We start from the raw sequence: 24,584 nt of genomic DNA on the forward strand, positions 1-24,584 counted from the left end.
CCGCAACGGTGATGTCGGCGGAGTATCACCCCCCAGAGACGCCGCTGGAGATCGTTCATCAGGACCATGAGATCCTTGTGGCCAATAAGCCGTCTGGCCTTTTGTCCGTGCCGGGCAAGGGGGTCCATCTGGCCGATTGCCTGCTGGCGCGGGTGCAGGCGGCCTTCCCCGAGGCGCTGCTGGTCCACCGGCTGGACCGGGACACATCGGGCGTCATGGTCTTTGCACTGACCCCACACGCGCAGCGGCATCTGGGCCTGCAATTCGAGAAACGGCAGATCAAAAAGGCATATGTTGCAAGGGCTTGGGGGGAATTTGACGCGCGTAAAGGAACCGTCGACCTGCCCCTGATCGTCGATTGGCCCAATCGCCCACTGCAGATGGTGGATCATGAAAATGGCAAACAGGCGATTACGGATTGGAGCGTTTTGAAGGTGGGGCAGGGGGAGACGCGGGTCCGACTGATGCCGCAAACCGGGCGGTCGCATCAGTTACGGGTTCACCTGCGGGAGATCGGGCATCCGATCCTGGGCGATCCGTTCTATGCGACCGGGGCCGCGCGGAATTTTCCGCGTCTGATGCTGCATGCATTGGAGTTGCGGTTGCGCCATCCCGATGGTGGCAAGGGGATGAGGTTTCGGGCCGACTGCCCGTTTTGAGGTCGCGAACACGCGATACAGAACCAATATGTATTCCATACATATCCCATGCATACGCGCCGCGCGGCGCTGGCCGGATCGGGCAACGGGGTCGCCCGATCCGAAATCGGCGTGGCGGCTTGCGGCGCGTGGAGCCGAGCCCGCCAAGTCCACTGACGGCACCAAGCATCGGCAGTATGCTGGCCGGAAGTGGGATGATGGCCGGGGTCGGGTCAACCAAGTCCTGGAATGCGGAGGTCCGAAAGCGCTGTCCGTCTACTTGCCAAAAGTCGAAATTCACGAAGGTGCCGGATATGACCTCGCCGTCGTTCAGGAGAGACAGATCCACCTGGCCATTTTCCGACACGTCGGGGCCGACCACCTCTTCGAGGCCAGGCCCGAAGCCGATATCGACAGTGTTATTCCCCGCACCGCCATCGATGAGACCATCGGTGAATCGCGTGGAGGTCAGCTTCACTCTGCTAGACGGAGGTGGAGAGGATCCGGAACATGTCATTACCGCCGCCGAATACGATATCGCCTAGGATCCGGCGATCCCCAGCGATATTTATTAGGCTGTTGCCTTGGCTTTCGGCCAGTTGAACAGCGGTGCCACCGCGTCCCGGAGTTCGAGTTAAAACGGCGGATGTTGAGCCCTCTTCCGAGCGAATGACCATTGGCCCTTCGTTTAGGATAGTTACGGGTCCACCGGGACGTTCGGGATTGATACCGTCGTTGTAAATGGCACTAATTTTGACGCCGCTACTGTTGGAACTCTCGGATGCTGTTGATCTAATGACGGCCTCTTCGTCAGGATTCGACACCGTATCCTCGACGAATTCGACGCCATCCTCGCTACCGGTGATCATTCCATCATTCGACAGACCGCCCGTCGCAAACTGGACGCCATCCGCATCCTCGACCGACGGATCGACCAATCCGACGGTGCCTTCATTTCGGATGTCTACGCGGGATGGATTGACTTGGGCGCGGACGGCCTCGCAGCGGGAACGGTGACCCTGACATTGTCGGTCGCCGAAAAAATCGGGTCACAGTCCAGCATGGTGTACCGGAACTGTGTTCTGTTCAGGTTGCAGGTTGCGGCATGGAGGCTTAGCGGGGCAACCAAAGCGATCAGAAGTGCAGTGCCCCAAAAATATGTCATGGATCTCGTCTGGGGACGGCTCTTTCGTTAGCTGGAAAGAAGTGTCCGCTTCATAAATCTTTTCATGACAGTTTTTCTAAAAAGTGATGGGATTTGGAGGGTAGATGAAGATGGGCGTATGATCACTTAAAAATACAACATTTGCCCTGATTGGAGGGAGCGTTACACTCTCGGCGCCAGGAGCCACGCAACCTCGGTTGCGGGGCATTTGCCTTTGAGGCCGCCTCTGACCTTGACCCGGGCTGGGTTGGTCAGGGTGTAGGCGGCGCTGTAATGGTTCGTGACCTCTTCGGTGGAGAGGGAGAAGGGCGGGCCGTCCATCACGGTCTGGTCATATTCGAAGGTGATCAGCAGTTGCGGGGCGTTGGCTGTGATTGTGGTCAGGTGGCGGGTGTAGCGCGGGCGCATATCCGGAGGTAGGGCCACCAGGGCGGCGCGGTCGAAGCTGGCATCGACAGGGCCGAGGGTCGCCGCGTTGAGATCGAAGATGTCGCCCGCGAAGATGTCGATGCCAGGGGCACTGAACCGTTCGAGCCTGCCGGTCTGGCTGCGGGCCGATGTGAGGCCCAGATCCTGGAAGAGATCTTCGATTGCCCTTGTGCTGAGTTCGGCGCCCGCGATGCGGTAGCCCTGGGACAGAAGCCAGCCGATATCGCGTGTCTTGCCGCAGAGCGGGACGAAGATGCGGCCGTTTTCAGGCAGGGCGAGCGCCGGGAGATGGGCGATGAGCAGCGCGTTGATTTCGTGTTGATGGAAGGCGATTTGGTTGTTGGTCCACCGGTCGTACCAGAACTGAGCTTCCATGGGCGTGTCCGTTTTGGGCTTGGACGGGGACGACGCTCGTGCTGCGCACATCGCCCCGCCCACCGTCCCTTTGGCGTCGCGTTTATTATAGCACGGGGAGGGCGGTGGTGTCTTTGATATCGTCCATGACGAAGCTGGCGGAGATGTCTGCGATGGGCACGCGGGCAATAAGCCGCTGATAGAAGTGATCATAGCCCGGTACGTCGGCCACGCGGACGCGCAGGACATAATCCAGATCGCCACTCATCCTATGGGCGCCGATTATTTCGGGCAAGGCGTGGATGGCAGCTTCGAACCTGGCCTGCCAGTCCGGGTTATGGGCGCTTGTGCGGATCATGACGATGACCAGCAGGGACAGGTCGACGGAGGCCGGATCGACCAGCGCGACGCGGCGGCGGATGATGCCGCGCTGTTCCATCTGCCGGACACGGCGCCAGCAGGCATTGCGGGAGAGATGCACCCGCTCTGACAGCAGGTCCATGCTGATGGCGGCATCGTTCTGCAGCACATTCAGGATTCTACGGTCTGTTTCGTCAATGATCTGATCCATTGATGGGATTTTATCTCATCAATCGGTAATATTAAACCTCGATTGGGACATATGCTGCCTTTGGCCGTGATATCCGTGCCGAATGGTCCACAAAGGAAGATGCTGCATGCCAACCGATATCACCAAGACGAAACGCCCTGCTGTGCTGGCGGCGTTCACAGATCACCCGGCCAGCATTGGCGAAAGTTACTGGCAGCATTTCGGCTTTGCCTTACGCTTTTCCGGGAGGTTGTTCGTGGCCGGTGGTGCGGCGCTGATCCACGCGGTTGTTCCGGCTTTGTGCGAGACCACGGCCAGCCGGTGCATCCGTGCGATGCATGACGACCTGACCCGCCGCCAGAGCACGGACTAGGTGGTGAACTCCAAAAGATGTGTCGATTTACTGCCTATATTGGCCCGAAGATCCCTTTGGAGCGGGTCGTTGTTTTGCCTGTTCATTCGTTGCTGGAGCAAAGCCATAACGCAACCGAGGCCAAGTTGGCCGTCAATGGTGACGGGTTTGGTGTGGCCTGGTATGCCGAACAGGTGCGCCCTGGATTGTACCGCGACGTGCTGCCGGCCTGGTCGGACGGGAACCTGACGGATTTCTGCCGCCTGGTGGAATCGCGCCTGTTTCTGGCCCATGTCCGCGCGTCGACCATCGGGCGGACGCTGCGGGTGAATTGCCATCCGTTCACGTTCGGGGCGTGGTCGTTCATGCATAACGGACGGATCGGAGATTTCCTGCGGATCCGGCGCGCGTTGGAGGAGAGCCTGCCCGATGCGCTGTACCATGCCTGCCAGGGGACCACGGATTCGGAGCTGTTGTTTCTGCTGTTGCTGTCCCACGGGCTGGAGCACGATCCCTACGCGGCGATCCAGCGGACTGTTCAGCATATTGTCGACTTGCAGGGATCGGGCATTGAACCTACCCGGTTGACCTGTGCGTTGTCGGATGGTGCGCGTGTCATTGCCTTTCGCCATTCCAGCGATCGGCGCAGCCCGTCGCTGTATGTGGGGCGCGAGGCCGGGGCTGGCGGCCATGTCGTGGCGTCTGAACCCATCGATGGGCTGCCCCACGCATGGGAGCCCGTGGCCGAAGGAACGATCCTGACGGTCGACGGTATCGTCCAGCGCGTGCAGACTCTGGCGGCCTAGGCTTTGGCGAGTGCTGTTTTCGGCAGCATCATATGAACGCCTTTTTCGCGGTTCACGGTCTGGGTGACGCGCAGATCGGCGGCGAGCGAACAAAGCATATAGGCTTGGGCTTTCGTGAGGTCGCTGCGCTGGGTGATGAGCGTGATCATGTGGCGGAGGGCCATTTCAGCGCAACGGTCAAGGGTGGGGGCCATGCCCATGGTGATGAGGTAAGTTACGGTCTCCGCCTGGGGATAGTCGAGATCCAGGTCACGGCGGATCGTCAGGCGGAAGCGCCCTTCGAGGGCGGTTTCGATGGCGGTCACGCAGACCTCACCATCGCCTTGGGCGCCGTGGCCATCACCGCAGGAAAAGAGCGCGCCCTCGGCATGGACTGGCAGGTAGAGGGTGGTGCCTGCCACAAGTTCCTTATTGTCGAGGTTGCCGCCATGTTTGCGCGGCTCGATGGTAGAGATGCGCCCCCAGCCGGGCGGCGGGGCCACGCCCATGACCCCGAAAAACGGGGCGAGCGGCAGTTCCAGCCCCCAGGGTAGGGTGGCGATACCCCGGTCGGCATCAAGGGGCAGGATGGTCAGGTGTGTCTCGTCGAAATCATCGGGCAGGGTGCCGGTGAGTGGGCGAATGACATTGTAGCCCCAATCCTGGCGAAGCTGCACGTCTAGGATATCAACCTGCAGGACATCGCCAGGTTGTGCGCCTGTGACGGCCACGGAGCCGGTCAGGATATGGCCGGGCAGGGGCGGCGGGCCCGCGGCGTGGATCGCCAGCAATTCGGGCGGGACATGGAAGCCGGGGCCGGGCAGGACCTGGGGCGGGCCAGAGACCGTGCGGATTGTGACTTCCGCCCCGCTTTCGACCGTTAGGACCGGCGCGCGGGTCGCGTCGAAATAGCCCCAGTGGCAGGTTTCGGGCGCGGCCTCGACAACGGGGGCGGTCATGGTGCCAGGCGACTTTCGGCGAGTGTGACCCAGTAGGAGCAGCCGATGGGGATCACCTCGTCATTGAAGTCGTATTCCGGGTGATGCAGGCCGGGACCGTCCCCGACACCCAGTTGGATATAGGCGCCTTTGCAGGCTTGGAGCATATAGGCGAAATCCTCGCCGCCCGTGGTCCGGGGGATGTCGGTGTCGCACACGCCCGCCACATTGCGGGCGGCGGCGGCGCAGTGCTGCGTCTCATCCGGATGGTTGGTCATGACCGGGTAGGGCTCTTCCTCCAAACTGAAGGTGGCGGTCGCGCCGTAGCTTTGGGCGGTCAGGTCGACGACGGCCTGGATGCGGTCGAGCGTCTGGGCACGAAGCTCCATGTCAAAGCTGCGGACAGTGCCGCGCAAGGTGGCGTGTTCGGGGATGACGTTGAAGGCGTCGGTTTCCGTTTGCAGCGACGTGACCGAGACGACGAGCGGTTGTTGCGGATCGGTGTTGCGGGAGACGACGGATTGCAGCGCCATGACGATGGCCGAGGCGGCGAGGGTCGTGTCGACTGTCACATGGGGGCGGGCCGCGTGGCCGCCTTTGCCGTGAACTTGGATCTTGAAGCTGTCGACGGCGGCATAGAACGCGCCTTCGCGGATCGCAAACTGACCGAAGGGCAGGTAGGGGGAATTGTGCAGCCCATAGATCTCGCTGATACCGAACCGGGGGATGAGGCCGTCCTGGACCATGGCTTCGGCGCCTGCGCCGCCTTCTTCAGCGGGTTGGAAAATCACTGCCACGGTGCCGTCGAAATTGCGGGTCTCGGCCAGGTATTGCGCGGCGCCCAGCAGCATGGCGGTGTGGCCGTCATGGCCGCAGGCATGCATCTTGCCCTGGATGGTGGAGGCATGGGGTGCGCCCGTCGCCTCAAGGATCGGGAGCGCGTCGATATCAGCGCGCAGGCCGATGGTCTTGCCCGAAGTGCGGGTTTTGCCATGGATCAGCGCCACGACGCCGGTGCGACCAATGCCCGTGACCACCTCGTCACAGCCAAAGTCGCGCAGCTTCTCAGCCACCAGCGCCGAGGTGCGCGGCGTGTCATACTGCAACTCCGGATGGGCATGGATGTCCCGCCGCCACGCGGTGATGTCGGTATGCAGTTCGGCAAAGCGATTGCGGATGGGCATGGAGGCTCCTGTCAGAGGGGTTTGCGCTCATGTCGCACTTCGTATGACGTTAACGTGCAAGTCGTTTCCAGCCTAAGACATTCTGTGAGCGAGAAAAAATGTTTGATTTTAGCACAGCTCTGACATTGGGTTCCCGAGCCAATACATTAATCTTTTTTCGTAACTGGTGATTGGGAATAGGAAAAGCCCAGTGACATAGCGACCAACCTCTGAACTCGAGCTGCTGGATCAGATAAACTATGATTGGGATCGGATGACCCCTCCCGAGCGCCATTTTTGGGAGACGATCCGTGTTGATCAACAGAAGTGGCAATGCCCCGGATGGGGCGATAGTGGTGGTAGCTTTGGGGTGGTAGCGATACTCGGAAGCCTTGTTGTCTGGTGCAACGACATCGAGGGGGGCTTTAACTGTTCTCAGTATAGGGTCTTCGGGCAATTCTCCGATTACTGGTGCAATCAATCGAGACTGGACGAAGTCGTGAAAACCCTAAAGGGCAATATCGACTATAAGCACCGTGATATTTCGCAAGCTGGTCCACCTGTTTCGGTCGAGTAGGCGGATCACTTTATATTACGAAGCCCGATCAGAGCAAATGCCGCTCTTGTTATCAGTCGGTATTGCCTGGCGCCATGGTTCGATTTGGTGCTGTATGTTGGATCCTGCCTGTCCTTTTCTCATGTCATTTCTTGAGGATGGCGCTTTAGGGATGGGCGTCTGGGGCGTCTTCGGACAGGGCGAAGAAGGGGGCGTTGTGTTGGGCGGCTTCGGCGAGTTCGCCGCGCAGGGCGGTGAAGCGCGTGGCCAAGTGGTCCCGCATGGCGTGGCGGGCGCTGTCGGGATGGCGGGCGGTAATGGCCTCGACGATGGTCATATGTTCGCTATGGGTGACGGCGAGGGAGGCGGTGGTCCGCCCTCGAGCCCGGATGCTGACCCATTGCGGGTTGGAACGGATCTTGTCCAGCAGCGCAAAGGCCGTCAGCAACGGACGGTTGCGGGCGCATTGGGCGATCAGGCGGTGGAAGGCACCGTCCCACAGTTCGGTCGCTTGCGGGTCCGCCGCCTCGAACTGGCGCTGGGCGAGGTGGCGGAGGCGAGTGACCTCGTCCGGTGCCATGCGGGTGGCGCAAAGGGCGGCAAGCTCCGGCTCGATGCAGAGGCGCGCTTCCATTACTTCCAGCGCGTTGGTCTCACCGGTGATGCGGGCGGCCAGGTCGCCGGTCGGGTCGGTCGGTTGGCCGATGAATGTGCCTTTGCCCTGCTTGCGCCAAACGAGGCCGTCTGCTTCCAGACTGTTGAGCGCCTGACGGATGTGGCGGCGGCCCGTATTGAACCGCTCGGCCAGATCGCGTTCAGGGGGCAGCTTGCCGTCATCGCCGGTGGCTTCCGTATCGATCAGGGCGAGGATCTTGGCCCTGAGCGGGTGGGAGACGGGGTCACTAAGCATTCAGGTTTCAATCGCGTGGGACCGGCTGGATTGCCCCATGGCTTTGCGCCGCGCCTCGGCCGCCGCAATATCGGCGTCGATACCATCGCGGGTGGGCAGGCCGGAAAAGCGCGCGGCGGTGGGCATCCCCTTGGCAAAATGGACATAGCGTTCCTGAGCGACATCCCACAGGCGGGCCAGTTCGCCCAGCGGATCGGCATGGTCATCGGCGCGCAGGTCGAGCCAGGCGTGATCCTCGCCCCGGTGGATGACCAGACCGGCGGCTTGGCGCCCGCGCTTGTCGCCCCCTGCGGCCTCGCCCGTCTGCATGGCGGTGATCAGGCGTTCGGCCAGCGGGCGGCCTGCATGGTTGGCAAAGGCTTGCGACGTGGCCTGCAGCACCTGCGGCCCGGCCAGCATGTTGCCCGCGACCGAATGGTCGGTGGCGATCATGTGACCACACCAATCGACGCAATCGGCCCCGGTATGGGCGGCGAAGGTGCCGGTTTTGTCCATCACATGGGCCTGGCGAATGGCTTGACCGTCATCGCGGGCGATGAAATCGGCCAAGACGGTTTCGGCGGCTTCACCGGCGTTCAGGCGCGCGCGTCCTTCGGTGCCCCAGATCGGGTTGCAGAACGCTTGGGAGGCGACGGCGACCTGGGCGCCGACATATGGCACGACCGCCCCGCAGGCGAAGAACTTGCTGGCGACGATCAGGCCGATGGTGCCGTCCGCCTCGCGTGCGATCAGGGACCAGGTCATCGACCCACCGCATAGGCTTGCATCAGGCGGGGGGTCGCGGCGGCGCGGAGCGTGCCATCGGATTCACGCATAGCTGCGGTCAGGCGGCCCACGGTCCAGGGGTCGGCCACGGTAACGGTGTGGCCGCGAGCGCGCAGGTCGGCGATGGTGGCCTCGCCGATATTGGGTTCAATCATCATCTCCCCCGGCTTGACTTCGCGCGGGAAGAACGAGCCCTGGAAATGCATCGTGTGGAACAGGGGTGCATCCATGCATTCCTGCAGGCCCAGGCCGAAATGCACAAAGCGCAGGAACCAGATGAGTTGCCACTGGTCCTGTTGATCACCGCCGGGTGTGCCAAAGACCAGGCGCGCCCCGTCTTTCTCGGCCAGGGTCGGGGTCAGCGTAGTGCGGGGGCGGCGGCCGGGTGCCAGGGAGGAGGGCAGGTTCGGATCCAGCCAGTACATCTGGGCGCGGGAATTCAGCGCGAAGCCCAGGCCAGGGATGACAGGCGAGCTTTGTAGCCACCCGCCCGAGGGTGTGGCGGCGACCATGTTGCCCCAGCGGTCGATGACATCCAGATGCACGGTATCGCCGCGTTTCTCGGTCAGGTGCGCCATCGTCGGTTCCTGTGCGGCCACATGGTTGACGTGGAAATCGCGGGCAGCACGGTCGAGATAGGCATCGGCCAGGTGTTCGAACCCCGGGACGCGGCCCGGACGTTGGTCATGGGAGGCTTGCGGGCTGATCAGGGCGCGGCGGGCGTCATTGTAAGCGTCGCTCAGCAGGTGATCCATGGGGATTTCGCTGAAATCGGGGTCGCCGTAATAAGCCTCCCGGTCGGAATAGGCGAGCTTCATGGCCTCGATCACCGTGTGCACGAAGTCGGCGCCGTTCGGGTCCATGGCGGCGATGTCGATCCCTTTGAGGATCGCGAGGGTTTGCAGTAGGACCGGCCCCTGTGACCAGGCTTGGGTCTTGTGCACCGTCCAGCCGTGGTAGTCGTAGCTCAGCGGTTCTTCATAGGTGGCGCGCCAGTCGGCCATGTCTGCGGGGGCGAGGACGGCGGAATGCATGGCCTCTGACACATCCATGACATGGGCGGTTTTGAGGTAATCAAAGATGGCGTCGGCCACAAATCCCTCCCGCCATTCGGCCCGGGCAGCATCGATCTGGGCCACGCGGTCGTCATTATATTCGGCCAGCGTCACCAGCTTTTCGTAGGTAGTGGCAAGGTCGGGGTTCCTGAACAAGGCGTGGGGTTCGGGTGCTCTGCCGCCTGGGGTCCAGGTGGCGGCGGAGCTGGGCCATTCGGTGGCAAAGAAGTCCGCCAGCCCTGCGATACTGTCGGCCACGCGGGGCAGGACCGGATGGCCATCGCGGGCATAGTCGATGGCGGCTTGCATCACGTCGCGCAGGGGTAGGGTGCCGTGGTCCCGCAGCATCAGCATCCATCCATCGAACGCGCCGGGAATCACCGTGGCCAGTAGACCGGAACCGGGGATGAGGGTCAGACCCTCCCCTTTGTAATGCTCAATTGTGGCGGCGGCGGGAGCTACGCCTTGGCCACACAGAACCTGCGGTGTGCCCTCCGCTGTGCGAAAAATGGCAGGCATGTCACCGGCGGGGCCGTTCAAATGCGGCTCCACCACCTGCAATGTCAGTGCGGTGGCCACGGCGGCGTCAAAGGCGTTGCCGCCTTTTTCCAGGATCCCCATTCCCACGGCAGAGGCGATCCAATGAGTCGAGGTGACGACGCCAAAGGTGCCTCTGATCTCAGGACGGGTGGTGAAGTTGGACATGAAGCCTCCGAAGTCAGTGTTCGCGGGGGTCCAGCGCATCGCGCAGGCCATCGCCCAAAAGGTTGAACCCCAGCACCACCAGGAAGATCGAGATGCCGGGCCACAGCGCCATCCACGGCGCTTGATTCAGGAAATTCTTGGCCGTGTTCAGCATGCTGCCCCAACTGGGCGCCGGGGGTTGCTGGCCGAGGCCGAGGAATGACAGCGACGCCTCTGCGATGATGGCGGTGGCCACGGTCAGGGTGGCTTGGACCAGGATCGGCGGCATCACGTTGGGCAGGATATAGCGTGTCAGGATCTTGGGCGTTGGCAGGCCGATGGCGCGGGCGCTGTCCACATAATCCTCGGATTTGACGTTGATCACCTGGCCGCGGGTCAGGCGGATGAAAATGGGCGTCGCGGAAATGCCGATAGCGATCATTGCATTGGTGAGCGACGGCCCAAGGAAGGCCGCCAAAGCGATGGCCAGGATCAGGAAGGGTGCGGCTAGCACAGCCTCCGTACAGCGGGAGATGATGGCATCGGTCCAACCGCCGAAATAGCCCGCGACGATGCCCAAAGGCACGCCTGCCAGCACCGCGATGCCGACCGAAACCACGCCTGCCAGCAACGAGGCCTGCGCGCCCCAGATCATCCGCGACAGCACATCGCGGCCAATGTCATCGGTGCCCATGGGGTGCGCCCAGCTTGGCGCTTTGCGGACCGCGCCCCAATCCGTGTCGGCCGGGTCGGGGATGGGCAGGATCGGTGCGGCGATGGCGATTAGAACGAAGAACACCACCAGAATGCCGCCCAAGACCGCGCTGCGATGGCCGCGGAATTTCTTCCATACCCGGTTTTCGGGCTTTGCGGCCAGAACGGGGTCTACCGGGGGCGCGGTTGTTGTGGCCACCATGCTATTGCCCCCTTAGGCGCGGGTTGAGGATGACATACAGCGCATCGGCCAACAGGTTCATGAAGATGAATCCAACGGCAGTGACCAGCACGATCCCCTGCACGACGGCATAGTCGCGGTTAAACACGGCATCGACGACCAGCTTGCCAAATCCAGGGATGGTGAAGATCTGTTCGGTCAAAACCGCACCTGCCACCAATTCTCCGAACAACAGCGCGGTCAGCGTCACGATGGGCGTTAGCGCATTGCGCAAGGCGTGTTTCAGCACCACGCGCCGCTCTGTCAGGCCCTTGGCGCGGGCCGTGCGCACGTAATCGGCGCTCAGCACGCCCAGCATGGCCGACCGAGTGTGGCGCATCAGGGTTGCGGCCAAGGCGGTGCCCAGCACGAAAGACGGCATCAGCATGGTGCGGATCGATTGCCAGAAATCCTCCCCCGGCGGGACATAGCCCGAGGCGGGCAAAAGCTGCCACTGGACCGAAACCAGCAGGATCAGCATGATCCCGAGCCAGAAATTGGGGATCGACAGGCCCGACAACGCCACGACATTGGCCACGTAGTCCGTCAAAGTGCCCTTCTTGTAGGCCGAAACGATACCCGCAGGGATCCCGATCAGCAGCGCAAACAGGATCGACATCGTGGCCAGTTGCAGCGTCACAGGCAGCTTTTCAGCCATCAGCTCTGTCACCGGTTGATTGGTGCGCAGCGAGACGCCCAGATCACCACGCAGCGCATTTCCGGCCCAGGCCGAGTACTGCACCGGGATTGGATCGTTCAGTCGGTATTTCTCCCGCAGAAACTCCAAGACCTCGGGATCGCGCTCCTCCCCTGCCAGTACCAGCAGCGGATCGCCGGGCAGCAGCTTTTGCAACCCGAACACAAAGATCGAGATAAGGACGATCGTGGGGATCGCGATCAGCACACGGTTGGCGAGGAAGGGAAGCATAGGGGCTCCGATCAGGCCGCGCCCCCGGGTTGGAGGCGCGGCCATAGGGGTTACTCTTCCCAGGTGACGCCTTCCAAACGGATCATCCCGTCGGGGTAGGGGATATACCCCTTGAGGCTATCATTATAGGCCCAGATCCATTTCTGGTGGTACAGGAACAGGCGGGGCAGTTCGTCCAGCATGATCACCATGGCCTCGTCATACTTGGCCTTCCGCTCCTCGGGCGTGGGGGCAACGCGGGCGGCATTCAGCAACTCATCCACCTTGGGGTCCGAGAACTTGCTGTCATTGATCCCACCATCGGTCGTGGCGAATTGGTGATTGTTGCCGTCTGGGTCCACACGGCCTGACCACCCGATCTGGCTGGCCGTGTAGTCGCCCGCAGATTGGTCGGCCAAGAGCGTCGCGAACTCCTTTGAGGTGATCGAGATATTGATGCCCGCCTCCGCGGCCATGGCCTGTACGACCTGCATCACTTGCAGGGGCACCGTGGTGTTGGGCACCTGGATCTCTAGGTCCAGCCCGTCGGGGAAACCGGCTTCGGCCAGCAGTTCCTTGGCTCTTTCGACATCGCGCGGTGGCACCGGCAGGTCGGCATTGTACCAGGGCGATGTCGGCGGGAAGGACTGGTTGCCCGCGGCAAACGCCCCCTCAAACACGACCTGGTTCAGCGCCTCGCGGTCGATTGCGTGGCTCAGCGCCTGGCGCAGCAGCTTGTCGTTGCCCCACGGGTTGTCGCCGCGGTCGCCATTGTCGATGTTGAAAGTCAGACCCTGGTAGCCCAGCGATACGGCATCGGCCACGACGATCTCCGCGTCGGCCTCGGCCTGCGCCAGATCGGTCGCGGCCAGCCGTTCCAGCATGTCGATATCACCCGATTGCAGGTTCGCCAGGCGCACGGTCGTGTCGGGGATCGGCAGGAAGGTCACGCTGTCAAAGGCGATTGCATCGGCATTCCAGTAATCCGGGAACTTTGTCAGGACGATCTTGTCCTGCGCCACCCGCTCGGTGAAGCTGAAGGGCCCCGAGCAGACGGGGTTCAGCCCGAAATCGGCACCCGCTTCGGCCGCGGCAGCTGGCGATACCATCATGCCCGCGCGGTCGGCCAGTTGTGCGATCAACGTTGCGTCGGGGCCAGCCAGCGTCATGACGATCTCATATTCCCCCGTGACCTCGGTCCCGGTGATGGAGGCCAGTTCCGATTTGCGGCGGGATTCGTCCAGCGTTTGGGAGCGTTCGATATTGGCGGCCACGGCCTCCGCATTGAATGGCGTGCCATCGTGAAAGACCACGCCTTCGCGCAGTTTCATGGTGACCGTCAGGCCGTCGGATGACGTTTCCCATTCCGTGGCCAGTTGCGGGATGATCTCTAAATCCGGGGTGATATCGACCAGTTTATCGCAGAGAGAGGCATAGACGATGCGGCCCACAAAGGTGCGCGACTGGTCCGGGTCGAGCACATCGGCATCTGATTGCAATGCGATGCGCAGGTCCTTGGCCGCGACGGCGCCTGCGATCAGGCTCAGGGCCGTGGCACCAAGTAGGGCTGTTGATAGTCCGGTTCGCATATCTCAACTCCTCTCTGTCAGGTTTTCTTTATGGGTGACAATGCCGCCTTCGCTGGCGGCGCGGTACAATTCAAAACGCGCCTCAGCCTCGGGCCTGCGCGGGGCCGTTCCAGGGGCTTTGACCCCTTTGCCGATCCGTTGCCAATGGTGGCAGGCCACCTGATGTGCCGCATGACCTGCTGCTTTCAGCTTAGGTTGGTCGGTGGTGCAATCGGCCCGGGCATGGGGGCACCGTGTGTGGAATCGACAACCCGAGGGTGGGGCAAGCGGGCTTGGCATCTCCCCCGTCGCATGGGCGGTCTGATCGACCTTGTTCCCGGGGATCGAGGCCAATAGCGCCTGGGTATAAGGGTGCCGTGGCGCGCCAAAGACCTGTTCGGTCGGCCCGCTTTCGACGATCCGGCCCAAATACATCACCGCCACACGGTCGCTCATATGCCGGATCACGCCCAGATCATGGGCGATGATCACCAGGGTCAGACCCAGATCGCGGCTCAGATCCCCCAGCAGATTGATCACCTGCGCCTGGACCGAGACATCGAGGGCCGAGACAGGCTCATCCCCGATGATCAGCTTCGGACCGGATGCCAGGGCCCGCGCAATCCCGATCCGCTGCCGCTGCCCGCCCGAAAATTCATGGGGGTAGCGCCCGGCATGGTCCGGTTGCAAACCCACCTGGCGCAGCAGATGCGCGACTTTTGTCTGGCGCTCCGCGGCAGGCAGATCAGGCGCATGCACCTCCAACGGCTCCGCCACCAGCTTGCCCACGGTCATGCGCGGGTTGAGTGATGAGAACGGGTCCTGAAAGATGAACTGCATATCCCGGCGCAGGTCCTGTAGCGCGGGACCGGCGGCTTGGCTCACAGGCGCCCCGTCAAACTGAACCTCGCCCGATGTCGGCTGGATCAACCGCATCAACAACCGGGCGAGGGTTGACTTTCCGCATCCGCTTTCGCCGACAATGGCAAAGGTTTCCCCCCGCCGGATTTCAAGCGAGACATCGTCGACTGCCTGAACGACCGGATTGCGGTTCAACCAACCGCTTTGGCCGAAATGCTTGACCAGGTTGCGGGCCTCAAGGATGACATCACCGGTCATGCGGTGACCGCCAAATGTGTCTCTAGTGGCGCGTAATGACACGCGACCCGGTGGCCTTTGCCCAGATCGTCCAGCACGGGCCGTTTGATGCACACGGCATTGGCAAAAGGGCAGCGCGTGCGAAACCGGCAGCCCTGGGGCATGTTGGCAATGCTTGGCACGGTGCCAGGCACGATGGCCAGCCGCCCGCCGGGGCTGTCGAGCCGCGGCATCGCGCTCATCAATCCGATTGTGTAGGGATGCTGCGGGTTGGCGAACAGATCCGCGGCCGGGCCCTGTTCGACGACCTGCCCGCCATACATGACCGCGACGCTGTCGGCGATTTCGGCCACCACGCCCAGGTCATGGGTGATCATGATCGTGCCCATCCCCATCTCGGCCCGCAAATCGCGGATCAGGTCCAGGATCTGCGCCTGAATGGTGACATCCAGCGCCGTTGTCGGTTCATCCGCGATCAGCAATTGTGGATCATTGGCCAGGGCCATCGCGATCATCACGCGTTGGCGCATACCACCGGACAATTGGTGCGGATATTCCTTTAACCTTTGGCCCGGGCTGGCAATGCCCACACGGTCCAACATCTGGGTCGCGCGGGCCATCGCATCCGTCCGGCTGCCGCCGCGATGCCGCAGCACAGTCTCCGCGATCTGGTCCCCGATCCGAAACGCGGGGTTGAGCGATGACATCGGCTCCTGAAAGATCATCGCGATCCGGTCGCCTTTGATCTGACCGGGCAAACTGTCGCGCGTCAGGTCATAGGTTTGACCTTCGAACACCATATTTCCCTGGGAAATACGCGTCGCATCCGGTGGCAACAAACCCATCATCGCCATGGCCGTCACGCTCTTGCCGCAGCCCGATTCACCAACCAGGCACAGAATCTCCCCTCGTTTCACTTGCAGGCTGACATCATCCACCACCGCTGCCGCTTGCCCGCGAAAGCCAAGGGTCAGCCGCTGGAGGAAGAGAAGGTCAGTACTCATAGGTTTGTGCAGTCCATCTGCGGGGCGAACCAATCGACAATTGGTTCGCGCTTTCCGACTGTCAATGAAAGATTAACGGCCCGCGCCAAATCGGGCGGCAGGTGCCTAAGTTCTAAGCAGATACAGTCAACAGGATCGTGTCAGGCCTTCAGCGGCAGCACTTTGGGATCGGGTGCCGCCTCCGTCTCCAATTCCTCAAAGTCGAAATTGTCCAATTTTGCGGCCCGTTTACCGGCTCGTTCGGCCGCAGTGCCGATCCCGTCCAGATCCTTGCGCGCCTGGCCGAAATGGGTGTCCAGCTTCTCGACCCGCTCCACCACCAGTTCGACGTCCCGGTGCAACTGCCGCAACATCTTGCGAATGGCACCTGCCTGCTCCCGCATCCGCGCATCTTTCAGAACGGCCCGCATGGTATTCAGCGTCGCCATGCAGGTGGTGGGCGAGACGATCCAGACATGGGCCTCGAACCCCTCCCGCACCAATTCGGGGAAATTCGCATGCAATTCCGCGTAGACTGCTTCCGATGGCAGAAACATCAGCGCCCCATCCGCCGTTTCGCCATCAATGATGTATTTCTCGGCAATCGCCCGGATATGCAGCCGCACCGCGGCGCGCATGTCGCGAATGGCCTCCTTCAACTGCGCGTCCGAGCCGGATCGGCGCAGTTTTTCGTAAGGCTCCAGCGGGAATTTACTGTCGATCACAATCGGCCCGGGCGGGTTGGGCAAATGGATCAGACAATCCGCGCGCTTGCCGTTCGACAGGGTCGGCTGCCAGGCATAGCTGTCCGCGGGCAGCGCCTTGGCCACGATATCGCGCAACTGGATCTCGCCAAAGGCGCCGCGCGTTTGCTTGTTTGACAGAATGTCCTGCAGGCTCAGCACGTCGCCCGACAGTTTGGTGATATTGTCCTGGGCCTTGTCGATGGTCTCCAACCGCTGCTGCAATTCCCCCAGCGACCGCGCGGTGCGGGTCGCCGACCCCTGCAGCGTTTCGCCCATTTTCGCCGTCACCTCGGCCAGGCGTGCCTCCAGGTGCTGCAACGTCGCGGTTTGGCCCGCGGCCTGGGCCTCGGCCACCTGGGTCAGGCCACCGGTCAACTGTTGCTGGCCCATCGATAACGTCTCGATCTGCTGGTTCAACACGCCCAAATGCTGCATCATCGGCTGCGCCATGGAGGCGGCTTGCCCCGCCCGCCGCACCGCCATGATCAGCAGCAGCAGGATCAGGGCAGCCGCCACGCCCAGGCCAATCACCAGCGGGTCGTCATAGGACAGTTGCATTTCTCCGACCTGGATCATGTGCGCCCGAACAGCCGTTCGATATCGGCCAGTTTCAGCTCTACATAAGTTGGCCGACCATGATTGCACTGGCCCGACAGCGGTGTCGCCTCCATCTGGCGCAACAGCGCGTTCATTTCCTCGGCACGCATCATTCGGCCCGACCGGATCGAGCCGTGGCAGGCGACCCGGCTGAGAATAGCGTCGATGCGGCTGGTCAGGGTTCCGCTCTCACCCTGATCCGTCAACTCGTCCAGGATGTCGCGCAACAGGGCCTCGGCATTGACCTCCCCCAACACCGCAGGCGTTTCGCGCACGGCGATTGTACCGGGGCCAAAGGGCTCGATCCCCAGGCCCAACTTATGCAGCCCCTCGGCCACGGCCAGCAGCCGGTCCGCATCGCCGTCACTCAGGCTGACGATCTCGGGGATCAACAGTGCCTGTGCCGCGACACCGGTATCGGCCATCTGCGCTTTCAACTGCTCATAAACCAGACGTTCATGGGCCGCATGTTGATCAACGATCACAATCCCGGCCTCGGTCTGGGCGATGATGTAATTCTCGTGCACCTGTGCGCGGGCCGCCCCCAAGGGGCGCGCGGCCTCCTCGACAACCGGCGCCTCGATCCGGGCAGCGGGTGCCTGCATCTCGGCAAAACCAGGCGGCATGGAAACCTCGGGTCGCCGGTCCATCTGATAGCGCCGCGGCGGCTCTGACGGGGCGGGTTGCGGCTGCATCGCTCCCAGTGTCGCGCCCGCCACAGTGGTGGAGGCGCGGTGCCCGGCCCCGGCCAGGGCATGGCGAATGGCCGACACGATCAGCCCCCGCGCCACGCCAGGTTCCCGAAACCGCACCTCTGACTTGGCCGGATGGACGTTCACATCAACGCGGGTCGGGTCGCATTCCAGGTTCAGCACTGCCGCCGGATGCCGGTCCCGCGCCAGCACGTCTGAATAGGCGCCCCGCAGCCCGCCGATCAGCAGCTTGTCCCGCACCGGACGCCCATTGACGAACAGGTATTGCGCCACTGCCGCGCCGCGCGAATAGGTGGGCAAGGCGGCATATCCCAGCAGCCGCAGGCCCTCGCGCTCCGCATCGATCGGCAGCGCATTCTCGGCGAACCCTGCGCCCAGGATCCGCGCCAGCCGCCCGCGCAAGGCGTCGAACAAATCGCCGGTCTCGGCATCGGCGCGGAACACAACCCGGTCCGCGGTGATATCGCGCAACGTGAAACTCACCGACGGTTCCGCCATCGCCAGACGCTTGACCACATCGCTAATCGCCTGCGCCTCGGCCCGATCCGTTCGCAGGAATTTCAGCCGCGCGGGCGTTGCGTAAAACAGATCGCGCAGCTCAATCACCGTTCCGCTGGACAAGGCCGCAGGCCGCACCGTCCCCATCGCCCCGCCAGTCACAGCGATGCGCGCCGCATCCTGCCCTGCTACACGCGATGTCAAAACCAGCCGTCCCACCGCCCCAAGCGACGCCAACGCCTCCCCCCGAAATCCGAAACTGCGGATATCCAGCAGATCCGCCCCATCAAGTTTCGAGGTCGCATGGCGGGCCAGCGCCAAAGGCAGATCATCCGGCGCAATCCCACACCCATCATCGGTGACGCGGATCAGGGTCTTACCGCCATCGCCATAGGCCACCTCGATCCGCCGCGCACCGGCATCCAAGGCATTCTCGACAAGTTCCTTAACGGCAGAAGCCGGACGTTCCACGACCTCACCTGCCGCGATCTGGTTGATCACCGTGTCGTCCAATTGCCGGATAACCGGCAAGTCAGCGCTTATATGGGGGGCATCCAATACCATGCCGCAATATCTAGCATAGGCAAACGCGATTCGACCACATCTTCTGCGCCCAGGTCCGGCCACTGGCGTTTCCCTCCACCTCTGGGGGAGGGATCAAGGGAGGGGGTTAGCCTTCCGCAACCGGGCGCGCGGCGCGGATCAGGGGCATGATCCCGATCGCGAGGGCGAACAACGCCATCAACCACAGCAAAACCAGCCCCAGAAACACCGGCAGCGCCATACCAACCGTCGCGCCGGCCGTGCCCAATGCAGCGGCCAAAGGCGGCCATAACCCCCCAACCAGGATCGCATGGCCCAGCGTCGCTGCAAAGATTGCCAGAACCCCGGCCACTGCCACCACGGTTGCCAAGGCGACGACCCGCCCGCCCGCGGGCCAGGACAAGGCGCGGCGCAAAGCCATGAATTGCCGCCGAATATCCTGCTGCATCGCCAGCAATGCCGGGACCATCAGCAACACGATGAACATGCCAAATCCAAGCCCATAGATCAGCGTGATCACCGTGGGTTTCAGAAACTGCGCCTGGGAGGACGGCTCGTATAGCAGCGGCGTCAATCCAATTACCGTGGTCAGCGTGGTCAAAAAGACAGGCCGCAGCCGGTCCGCCGTGGCATCCACGATGGCCGGCATCAACCCGCGCTCTTCCGAATATTCGTCGACCGTGGTCACCAGCACGATGGAATCGTTGATGATGATCCCGGTCATGCCGATCAGCCCCACCACCGTGAACATCGACAGCGGCAATTCCCACTGCACATGGCCATAAATCGTCCCGATCAACCCGAACGGGATCACCGCCATGATCAAAAGCGGGCGCACCCAACTGGAAAATACCCAGGCCAAAACAAGGTAGATCCCCACCAGACAGGCGACGAACCCAAACAACGCGTCGGTCAGAAAGTCCTGCTCCTGCTCGGCCAGCCCGCTTAGATTCCAGCCCACGGAAAACCGTTCCTGAAGGTCGGGCAGGATCCGCTCACGCAACTGCAACGTGATCTCTTCGGCCCGGGCCGGATCATCTTCCGAGATCTCTCCCGTGACCGACAGCATCCGCAGGCCATTCTCCCGCTCGATGGTCGAAAACCCGGTGCGCCGCGTGACATCGACGATATCGGCAAGCGGCACATAGGCCCCGTCCGGCGTGCGCAGCAGCATCCGGTCCATGAAGTCCGCTGTCAGTTCCGCATCGGGCAGCTCCACCCGAATGCTGGCCGAGCGTCCACCATCGGGAAAGGTTGCGGCCTCGATCCCGTTCAACCGCCCGCGCAAGGTCCGCCCCAGATCGTCGATGGTAAAGCCTAACGCCGCGCCCTGTGCCGTCAGATCCAGCACCAGCTCTTCCTTGTCATAGGGCATGTCGTCTTCGACGGCGGACACTTCGGGGATCTGCGCCAATTGCGCCTTCAGATCCTCCGATGCGGCCTTTAGCGCCTCTGACGAGGCCCCGTAAAACTGCACATCCAGGCTGTCTCCGCCGGGTCCGCTGCCCCAGCGACGGAAGCTCAACGTCTCCACCAGGGGGTGCCGCTCCACCCGGTCCTGCAGGTCCCGCACAAAGCGCGAACTGGAATAGGGCCGCAGATCCGGGTCGATCAGCTCAACCGCAATCGATCCCAGGTGATCGGCATCCCGATTGCCCGCCCCGCTCAGGCCACGCCCGGTATTCCCGCCGATCTCCGCCAGGGCATAGGCCACGGGGTTGCGCCCGAACTCTGCCTCGTATTCCTGCCCCAGTTCTTCAACGGCCACCTGCAAGCTACGCACCTGCTCCAGACTGTCGGCCCGGTCGGCTGTGGGCAGCATGATGAAATTGGCCGAAACCGACCCCTCTTCAGGGGCCGAGAAAAACCGCCACTGTACATCGCCGCGCAAAAACACCGCCGATTGCATCGCCAACAGGGCCAGCATCACGGCAAGCACGGGATACCGCGCCCAGATCACCACCTGCATCACCCGGCGAAAGATCGCCCTGCGGAACCAGTCAAAGCCCACATTCACCACCCGGCTGGGCCAGTCATACCACGCCGTCTTGCGCTGGGCGGCGGCCAGGGAATGGGCCATATGATTGGGCAGGATCAAAAAGCATTCGATCAGCGACGCGATCAGCACTACGCAGACGGTAAACGGGATATCGGCGATCAAGTCGCCAAATCGCCCCTCCACGATCGTCAGGGCCGAAAAGGCAATGACCGTGGTCAAGGTCGCGGAAAAGACCGGGCCCGCCATGCGCCGGGCCGCATTTTCTGCCGCTGTGGTCGGATCTTCCCGCAGCCGCCGGGCGCGGAAATCCGCATGTTCGCCCACCACGATGGCGTCATCCACCACGATGCCCAGGGTGATCAGCATCGCAAACATCGAGATCATGTTCAGCGTCAGACCCGCCGCCCACATCAGGAAAATTGCGGCGAACATGGCCACCGGAATGCCCATCGCCACCCAAAGCGCCGTTCGCGCGTTCAGAAATAAAAACAACAGGCCCACGACCAGGGCCAATCCGGTCAACCCATTCTCGATCAGGATGTTCAACCGCCCCTCAATCGATTCGGATCGCGTCCGGATCAGGTCTATCTCCACCCCCTGGGGCACGGTGGTCACCATCTCGGCCACCACCGCCTCGACCTCCTCCTGAATCGCAATCGCATCGCCCTGCGGCGAACGGTCGACCCGGATCGAGATCGCTGGATTCTCTCCCTTGAAATAGGTGCGAACCCGGTCGATTCCGCCAACCTCGATCCGGGCGACATCACCCACGGTCAATTGCGACCGGTCCGGGTTGGTGCGGATCACGATATCGGCGATCTGGTCGGGGGACCGTTTGGCGACCCCGGTGCGCACCCGCGCATTGGCGCCGTCCACATCGCCTGCCGGGCTGACCTCGGCCTCTCCGGCAATGGCCGCCGAAATCTCCTGCAAGGTGACATCGTTGCGGATCAACGCAAAGGACGGCACCTCCACCAAAACCTCCGGTGCGACGACACCGCGGATCGTGGCGCGGGTGATCCCCTCGGCATAAAGGCGGGCGACCAGCTCATCGGCCAACCGGCCCAGGGGCTCCACCCCGACGGGGCCGGTGATCACGACATCCGTCACCCGATCACGCCAATTCCCGCGGCGTACTTCAGGCTCCTCGGCCTCGTCAGGCAGGTCATTGATCGTGTCCACGGCAGAGGCGACGTCATCGGCGGCGCGCGACATGTCCCAACCGGGCTCAAATTCCAACTGCATCCGTGCCAACCCCTCGATAGAGGTCGTCTCGACCAGCATGACCCCTTCGATGGCCAGCAAGGTCGGTTCCATCAGCTCGACGATGGTGCGGTCGATGTCTTCGGCCCCCGCCCCTTCCCACGAAACATTGACGTTGACGCTATCGACTACCACGTCCGGAAAAAACTGCGCGCGCATGTTCGGAAAGGCCCAGATCCCTGCCCCGATCATCAAGACCAGCAACAGGTTGGCCGCCGTGCCATGCCGCGTGAAATACGACAGCATTCCGCCCATGCGCCCCATGATCTAGCCCCCCATCCGCGCTTCGATCCGCTCCACGACCAGCGTCGGCACTTCCTCTTCCTGCAGTTGGGTCAGCACCCGCTCCTTGGCCTGGGCCGGCATCCGCGTATTCCCCTCGACAAAGGCGATCAACCGCGCGCGCCGCTCCTGCGTGAGAGAGATCATAGCAGGCGCTGCTGCGGTCTCCGCCGTTTCACCCTCCGGCGTTCCCATGGGGCGGACGCGAATGCCTTCGCCCACCAGCGGCGTGCGCTCCGCCACCAACAGACGATCCGCCAGGTCAGGCGCGCGGATCAGCACGTCATCGGCCTCTCGCCGCATCACCTCGACCCGGACCTGTTCCAACCGCTCATTCTCGCCAATGGCCAGAACGGTGGCCGCGGCATCCACTGCCGTTGCCGGAATCCGTGCCAGTTGGTCCAGGGGCGGCTCCTCGATCCGCACGGTCACAAAATCCCCGGGGCGGAACCCGGCAAATGTCTCAAGCCGCGCAAAAAGCAGGCGCCCGGTCTGGCCTTCTCCCACAGCCGCGCCAACCCGGGTGATCCGCCCGGTCGCCACCAGGTCAAGGCCCAGCACGTCCAACGTCGCCGTCACCGGCGCGCGGATCAGCCGCCCTGCATCATCCAGCAGCCGGGCATATTGCGCCGTCGACAGCCGAAACGACACTTCCAATGCCTCGGGGTCGATCAACGTCGCCATCTGTTCGTTCACGGCGACCAGACCACCTTCATCGACCTGCACATCGGCGATGGCCCCGTCAAAAGCGGCGCGGATCTCCGTATCGGCCAGCCGCCGTTCCATGTTGGCCAGGTTGATCTTTTGCCGCTCCAGCCGGGTGCCCGCCAGGTCCAACCGGCTTTGCGCCTGTGCCTCGGCCTGCCTGCGCGCCAGAACCGCCTGTTGGGCGGCCGATTCCGCAAGGGCCGCATCTTCCACGGCGGCATCCGTGCCCACGCCGCGCCCCAGCAGATCGCGCTGCCGGGTCAGGGCCATGCTCCGCAATTGGGTCTGCGCCTCGGCCGCCTGCACCTCGTCACGCGCCAGAACCAGCGCGCGTTCGGCATCGCGCAGCTCCGCCTCGGCCTCCAAAAGCTCGGTCCGGGCCACGCGGGTGTCATCCTCTGCATCCGTTGGGTCGATCTGGGCCAAAAGGTCGCCTGCAAAGACCTGCGCGCCATCTTCGAAATCGTCCGACAAATCCACGATCCGGCCCGCGGCACTGGCCCGCACATCCAGGGTCCGGCGGCTTTGCACCTCTCCAAAGGCGGTCATCACGGGCGTGATCGTCTCGGGCACTACGCGCACGGTGCTGACCCCCAGCACCCGTTCGCGCACCGGGCGTTCCGTCGCCTCCCGGTTCAGGCGTTCCTGCAAGGCGCTGTAAAAGCTGTTTCCGCCTACGGCCAGAATGCCGAATGTCAACGACATCAGAAACAAACCCACAAGGGAACGCCGCAAAAATTGCATTCTGTCCAATTCCTTACGTCTGGCGGATGGCTTGACTTAACCCCAAGATAGTACCCGAACGGCTCAGCGCAAAGCCGCACCCACGCCAGGTTGAACGCAAGGGCCGTCTATTTCCGTCGCTGATCTTCGTCCAGGCGCGGAAAAATCTCGACAAAGTTGCAGGGCCGGTGCCGAAAATCGAGCTGTTTGGCCAGGATGTCATCCCAGGCATCCTTGCACGCCCCCGGCGATCCGGGCAGGGCAAACAGGTAGGTGCCGCCCGCCACTCCGCCCGTGGCACGGCTTTGCACGGCACTTGTCCCGATTTTCTGCATCGAGATCATGGTAAAGACCGTGCCAAACGCGTCGATCTCCTTTTCATAGACATCGCGGTGCGCCTCGACCGTCACATCGCGGCCCGTCAACCCGGTCCCCCCGGTGCTGATCACCACGTCGATCTCCGGATCGGCGCACCACGCCCGCAATTGTCCGGCGATCTGCCCACGCTCATCCGGCAGGATCTGGCGCGCGGCCAATACGTGGCCCGCCCCTTGCAACCGCTCCACCAGCACGTCGCCCGACCGGTCCTGATCCGGCCCCCGCGTGTCCGACACGGTCAAGACCGCGATCCGCACGGACATAAATTCCAAGGTCTCATCAATCCGCGACATCGGCATC

21 protein-coding genes are annotated in these 24,584 nt (G+C 62.8%); 3 read left to right on the forward strand and 18 right to left on the reverse strand.

Features of this window, described 5'->3' with window-relative positions; genetic code table 11:
* Positions 1-11 precede the first annotated feature (11 nt).
* The gene (locus tag IU397_RS00310) at positions 12-659 is read left to right on the forward strand and encodes an RluA family pseudouridine synthase (RefSeq protein WP_204409379.1); all 648 of its coding nucleotides are present in this window, start codon (positions 12-14) and stop codon (positions 657-659) included.
* Between the two features lie 461 nt (positions 660-1,120).
* On the opposite strand, the gene IU397_RS00315 is transcribed toward IU397_RS00310, so the two are convergent.
* From IU397_RS00315 to IU397_RS00325, 3 genes are all read right to left on the reverse strand, one after another.
* Positions 1,121-1,576 carry a hypothetical protein gene (locus IU397_RS00315; protein WP_204409381.1) on the reverse strand — a complete coding sequence of 152 codons (456 nt, stop codon included), beginning with the start codon at positions 1,574-1,576 and terminating at the stop codon, positions 1,121-1,123.
* 389 nt (positions 1,577-1,965) lie between these two features.
* On the reverse strand, positions 1,966-2,607 hold the full coding sequence (tmpT, locus tag IU397_RS00320; RefSeq protein WP_204409382.1) for a thiopurine S-methyltransferase: 642 nt from the start codon (positions 2,605-2,607) through the stop codon (positions 1,966-1,968).
* 85 nt (positions 2,608-2,692) lie between these two features.
* On the reverse strand, positions 2,693-3,157 hold the full coding sequence (locus IU397_RS00325; RefSeq protein WP_204409384.1) for an Lrp/AsnC family transcriptional regulator: 465 nt from the start codon (positions 3,155-3,157) through the stop codon (positions 2,693-2,695).
* 106 nt (positions 3,158-3,263) lie between these two features.
* Here IU397_RS00325 and IU397_RS00330 point away from each other — a divergent pair, with 106 nt between their 5' ends.
* Together IU397_RS00330 and IU397_RS00335 are read left to right on the forward strand one after the other, a co-directional pair.
* On the forward strand, positions 3,264-3,509 hold the full coding sequence (locus IU397_RS00330; protein WP_204409386.1) for a DUF6356 family protein: 246 nt from the start codon (positions 3,264-3,266) through the stop codon (positions 3,507-3,509).
* 17 nt (positions 3,510-3,526) lie between these two features.
* Complete coding sequence (locus IU397_RS00335; RefSeq protein WP_204409388.1) at positions 3,527-4,294, forward strand: class II glutamine amidotransferase; 768 nt, start codon at positions 3,527-3,529, stop codon at positions 4,292-4,294.
* Here IU397_RS00335 and IU397_RS00340 read toward each other — a convergent pair.
* The 15 genes from IU397_RS00340 to moaB form a co-directional block, all read right to left on the reverse strand.
* Positions 4,291-5,232, reverse strand: coding sequence for an acetamidase/formamidase family protein (locus IU397_RS00340; protein WP_204409390.1), 942 nt, complete (start codon positions 5,230-5,232; stop codon positions 4,291-4,293). The two genes, IU397_RS00335 and IU397_RS00340, sit on opposite strands and share 4 nt — an antisense overlap.
* Positions 5,229-6,395 carry a M20 aminoacylase family protein gene (locus tag IU397_RS00345; RefSeq protein ID WP_204409392.1) on the reverse strand — a complete coding sequence of 389 codons (1,167 nt, stop codon included), beginning with the start codon at positions 6,393-6,395 and terminating at the stop codon, positions 5,229-5,231. The genes IU397_RS00340 and IU397_RS00345 overlap by 4 nt, the downstream gene beginning before the upstream one ends.
* Before the next feature lie 701 nt (positions 6,396-7,096).
* On the reverse strand, positions 7,097-7,840 hold the full coding sequence (locus IU397_RS00350; RefSeq protein ID WP_204409394.1) for a FadR/GntR family transcriptional regulator: 744 nt from the start codon (positions 7,838-7,840) through the stop codon (positions 7,097-7,099).
* Positions 7,841-8,584, reverse strand: a complete 744-nt coding sequence (locus tag IU397_RS00355; RefSeq protein WP_204409395.1) for a DUF1028 domain-containing protein — start codon at positions 8,582-8,584, stop codon at positions 7,841-7,843.
* The gene (locus IU397_RS00360) at positions 8,581-10,365 is read right to left on the reverse strand and encodes a gamma-glutamyltransferase family protein (RefSeq protein ID WP_204409397.1); all 1,785 of its coding nucleotides are present in this window, start codon (positions 10,363-10,365) and stop codon (positions 8,581-8,583) included. Before IU397_RS00360 ends, IU397_RS00355 begins: the two co-directional genes overlap by 4 nt.
* Before the next feature lie 13 nt (positions 10,366-10,378).
* Positions 10,379-11,260: an ABC transporter permease gene (locus IU397_RS00365; RefSeq protein WP_204409399.1), complete on the reverse strand. Its 882-nt coding sequence runs from the start codon at positions 11,258-11,260 to the stop codon at positions 10,379-10,381.
* A gap of 1 nt (position 11,261) precedes the next feature.
* On the reverse strand, positions 11,262-12,206 hold the full coding sequence (locus IU397_RS00370) for an ABC transporter permease (protein WP_204409401.1): 945 nt from the start codon (positions 12,204-12,206) through the stop codon (positions 11,262-11,264).
* Positions 12,207-12,256: 50 nt separating this feature from the next.
* Positions 12,257-13,774 (reverse strand): ABC transporter substrate-binding protein, encoded by a 1,518-nt coding sequence (locus IU397_RS00375; protein WP_204409403.1) that lies wholly within the window; start codon positions 13,772-13,774, stop codon positions 12,257-12,259.
* 3 nt (positions 13,775-13,777) lie between these two features.
* On the reverse strand, positions 13,778-14,872 hold the full coding sequence (locus IU397_RS00380) for an ABC transporter ATP-binding protein (protein WP_204409410.1): 1,095 nt from the start codon (positions 14,870-14,872) through the stop codon (positions 13,778-13,780).
* Positions 14,869-15,855 (reverse strand): ABC transporter ATP-binding protein, encoded by a 987-nt coding sequence (locus IU397_RS00385; protein WP_204409412.1) that lies wholly within the window; start codon positions 15,853-15,855, stop codon positions 14,869-14,871. Before IU397_RS00385 ends, IU397_RS00380 begins: the two co-directional genes overlap by 4 nt.
* Before the next feature lie 140 nt (positions 15,856-15,995).
* Positions 15,996-17,156, reverse strand: coding sequence for a DNA recombination protein RmuC (locus tag IU397_RS00390; protein ID WP_204409414.1), 1,161 nt, complete (start codon positions 17,154-17,156; stop codon positions 15,996-15,998).
* A complete protein-coding gene (gene mutL, locus IU397_RS00395; RefSeq protein WP_204409416.1) occupies positions 17,153-18,952 on the reverse strand; it encodes a DNA mismatch repair endonuclease MutL in 1,800 nt (599 codons plus the stop codon). Before mutL ends, IU397_RS00390 begins: the two co-directional genes overlap by 4 nt.
* Positions 18,953-19,058: 106 nt before the next feature.
* On the reverse strand, positions 19,059-22,457 hold the full coding sequence (locus tag IU397_RS00400) for an efflux RND transporter permease subunit (RefSeq protein ID WP_204409418.1): 3,399 nt from the start codon (positions 22,455-22,457) through the stop codon (positions 19,059-19,061).
* Positions 22,458-22,460: 3 nt separating this feature from the next.
* A complete protein-coding gene (locus IU397_RS00405; protein WP_370541583.1) occupies positions 22,461-23,888 on the reverse strand; it encodes an efflux RND transporter periplasmic adaptor subunit in 1,428 nt (475 codons plus the stop codon).
* A gap of 146 nt (positions 23,889-24,034) precedes the next feature.
* On the reverse strand, positions 24,035-24,577 hold the full coding sequence (gene moaB, locus IU397_RS00410) for a molybdenum cofactor biosynthesis protein B (protein ID WP_204409421.1): 543 nt from the start codon (positions 24,575-24,577) through the stop codon (positions 24,035-24,037).
* Positions 24,578-24,584: the final 7 nt, after the last annotated feature.

It is taken from the genome of Actibacterium sp. 188UL27-1 (assembly GCF_016901225.1).
In the GTDB taxonomy this organism is placed as follows: Bacteria; Pseudomonadota; Alphaproteobacteria; order Rhodobacterales; family Rhodobacteraceae; genus 188UL27-1.

What these genes read in the sequence shown, in the direction of transcription:
- IU397_RS00310 (WP_204409379.1), top strand. Translation starts at nt 12, where the DNA reads ATGTCGGCGGAGTATCACCCCCCAGAGACGCCGCTGGAGATCGTTCAT.
- IU397_RS00340 (WP_204409390.1), bottom strand. Translation starts at nt 5,232, where the DNA reads ATGACCGCCCCCGTTGTCGAGGCCGCGCCCGAAACCTGCCACTGGGGC.
- mutL (WP_204409416.1), bottom strand. Translation starts at nt 18,952, where the DNA reads ATGGTATTGGATGCCCCCCATATAAGCGCTGACTTGCCGGTTATCCGG.
- IU397_RS00380 (WP_204409410.1), bottom strand. Translation starts at nt 14,872, where the DNA reads ATGACCGGTGATGTCATCCTTGAGGCCCGCAACCTGGTCAAGCATTTC.
- IU397_RS00330 (WP_204409386.1), top strand. Translation starts at nt 3,264, where the DNA reads ATGCCAACCGATATCACCAAGACGAAACGCCCTGCTGTGCTGGCGGCG.
- IU397_RS00405 (WP_370541583.1), bottom strand. Translation starts at nt 23,888, where the DNA reads ATGTCGTTGACATTCGGCATTCTGGCCGTAGGCGGAAACAGCTTTTAC.
- IU397_RS00375 (WP_204409403.1), bottom strand. Translation starts at nt 13,774, where the DNA reads ATGCGAACCGGACTATCAACAGCCCTACTTGGTGCCACGGCCCTGAGC.
- IU397_RS00390 (WP_204409414.1), bottom strand. Translation starts at nt 17,156, where the DNA reads ATGATCCAGGTCGGAGAAATGCAACTGTCCTATGACGACCCGCTGGTG.
- IU397_RS00370 (WP_204409401.1), bottom strand. Translation starts at nt 12,206, where the DNA reads ATGCTTCCCTTCCTCGCCAACCGTGTGCTGATCGCGATCCCCACGATC.
- IU397_RS00350 (WP_204409394.1), bottom strand. Translation starts at nt 7,840, where the DNA reads ATGCTTAGTGACCCCGTCTCCCACCCGCTCAGGGCCAAGATCCTCGCC.
- tmpT (WP_204409382.1), bottom strand. Translation starts at nt 2,607, where the DNA reads ATGGAAGCTCAGTTCTGGTACGACCGGTGGACCAACAACCAAATCGCC.
- IU397_RS00355 (WP_204409395.1), bottom strand. Translation starts at nt 8,584, where the DNA reads ATGACCTGGTCCCTGATCGCACGCGAGGCGGACGGCACCATCGGCCTG.
- IU397_RS00345 (WP_204409392.1), bottom strand. Translation starts at nt 6,395, where the DNA reads ATGCCCATCCGCAATCGCTTTGCCGAACTGCATACCGACATCACCGCG.
- moaB (WP_204409421.1), bottom strand. Translation starts at nt 24,577, where the DNA reads ATGTCGCGGATTGATGAGACCTTGGAATTTATGTCCGTGCGGATCGCG.
- IU397_RS00360 (WP_204409397.1), bottom strand. Translation starts at nt 10,365, where the DNA reads ATGTCCAACTTCACCACCCGTCCTGAGATCAGAGGCACCTTTGGCGTC.
- IU397_RS00385 (WP_204409412.1), bottom strand. Translation starts at nt 15,855, where the DNA reads ATGAGTACTGACCTTCTCTTCCTCCAGCGGCTGACCCTTGGCTTTCGC.
- IU397_RS00335 (WP_204409388.1), top strand. Translation starts at nt 3,527, where the DNA reads ATGTGTCGATTTACTGCCTATATTGGCCCGAAGATCCCTTTGGAGCGG.
- IU397_RS00400 (WP_204409418.1), bottom strand. Translation starts at nt 22,457, where the DNA reads ATGGGGCGCATGGGCGGAATGCTGTCGTATTTCACGCGGCATGGCACG.
- IU397_RS00325 (WP_204409384.1), bottom strand. Translation starts at nt 3,157, where the DNA reads ATGGATCAGATCATTGACGAAACAGACCGTAGAATCCTGAATGTGCTG.
- IU397_RS00365 (WP_204409399.1), bottom strand. Translation starts at nt 11,260, where the DNA reads ATGGTGGCCACAACAACCGCGCCCCCGGTAGACCCCGTTCTGGCCGCA.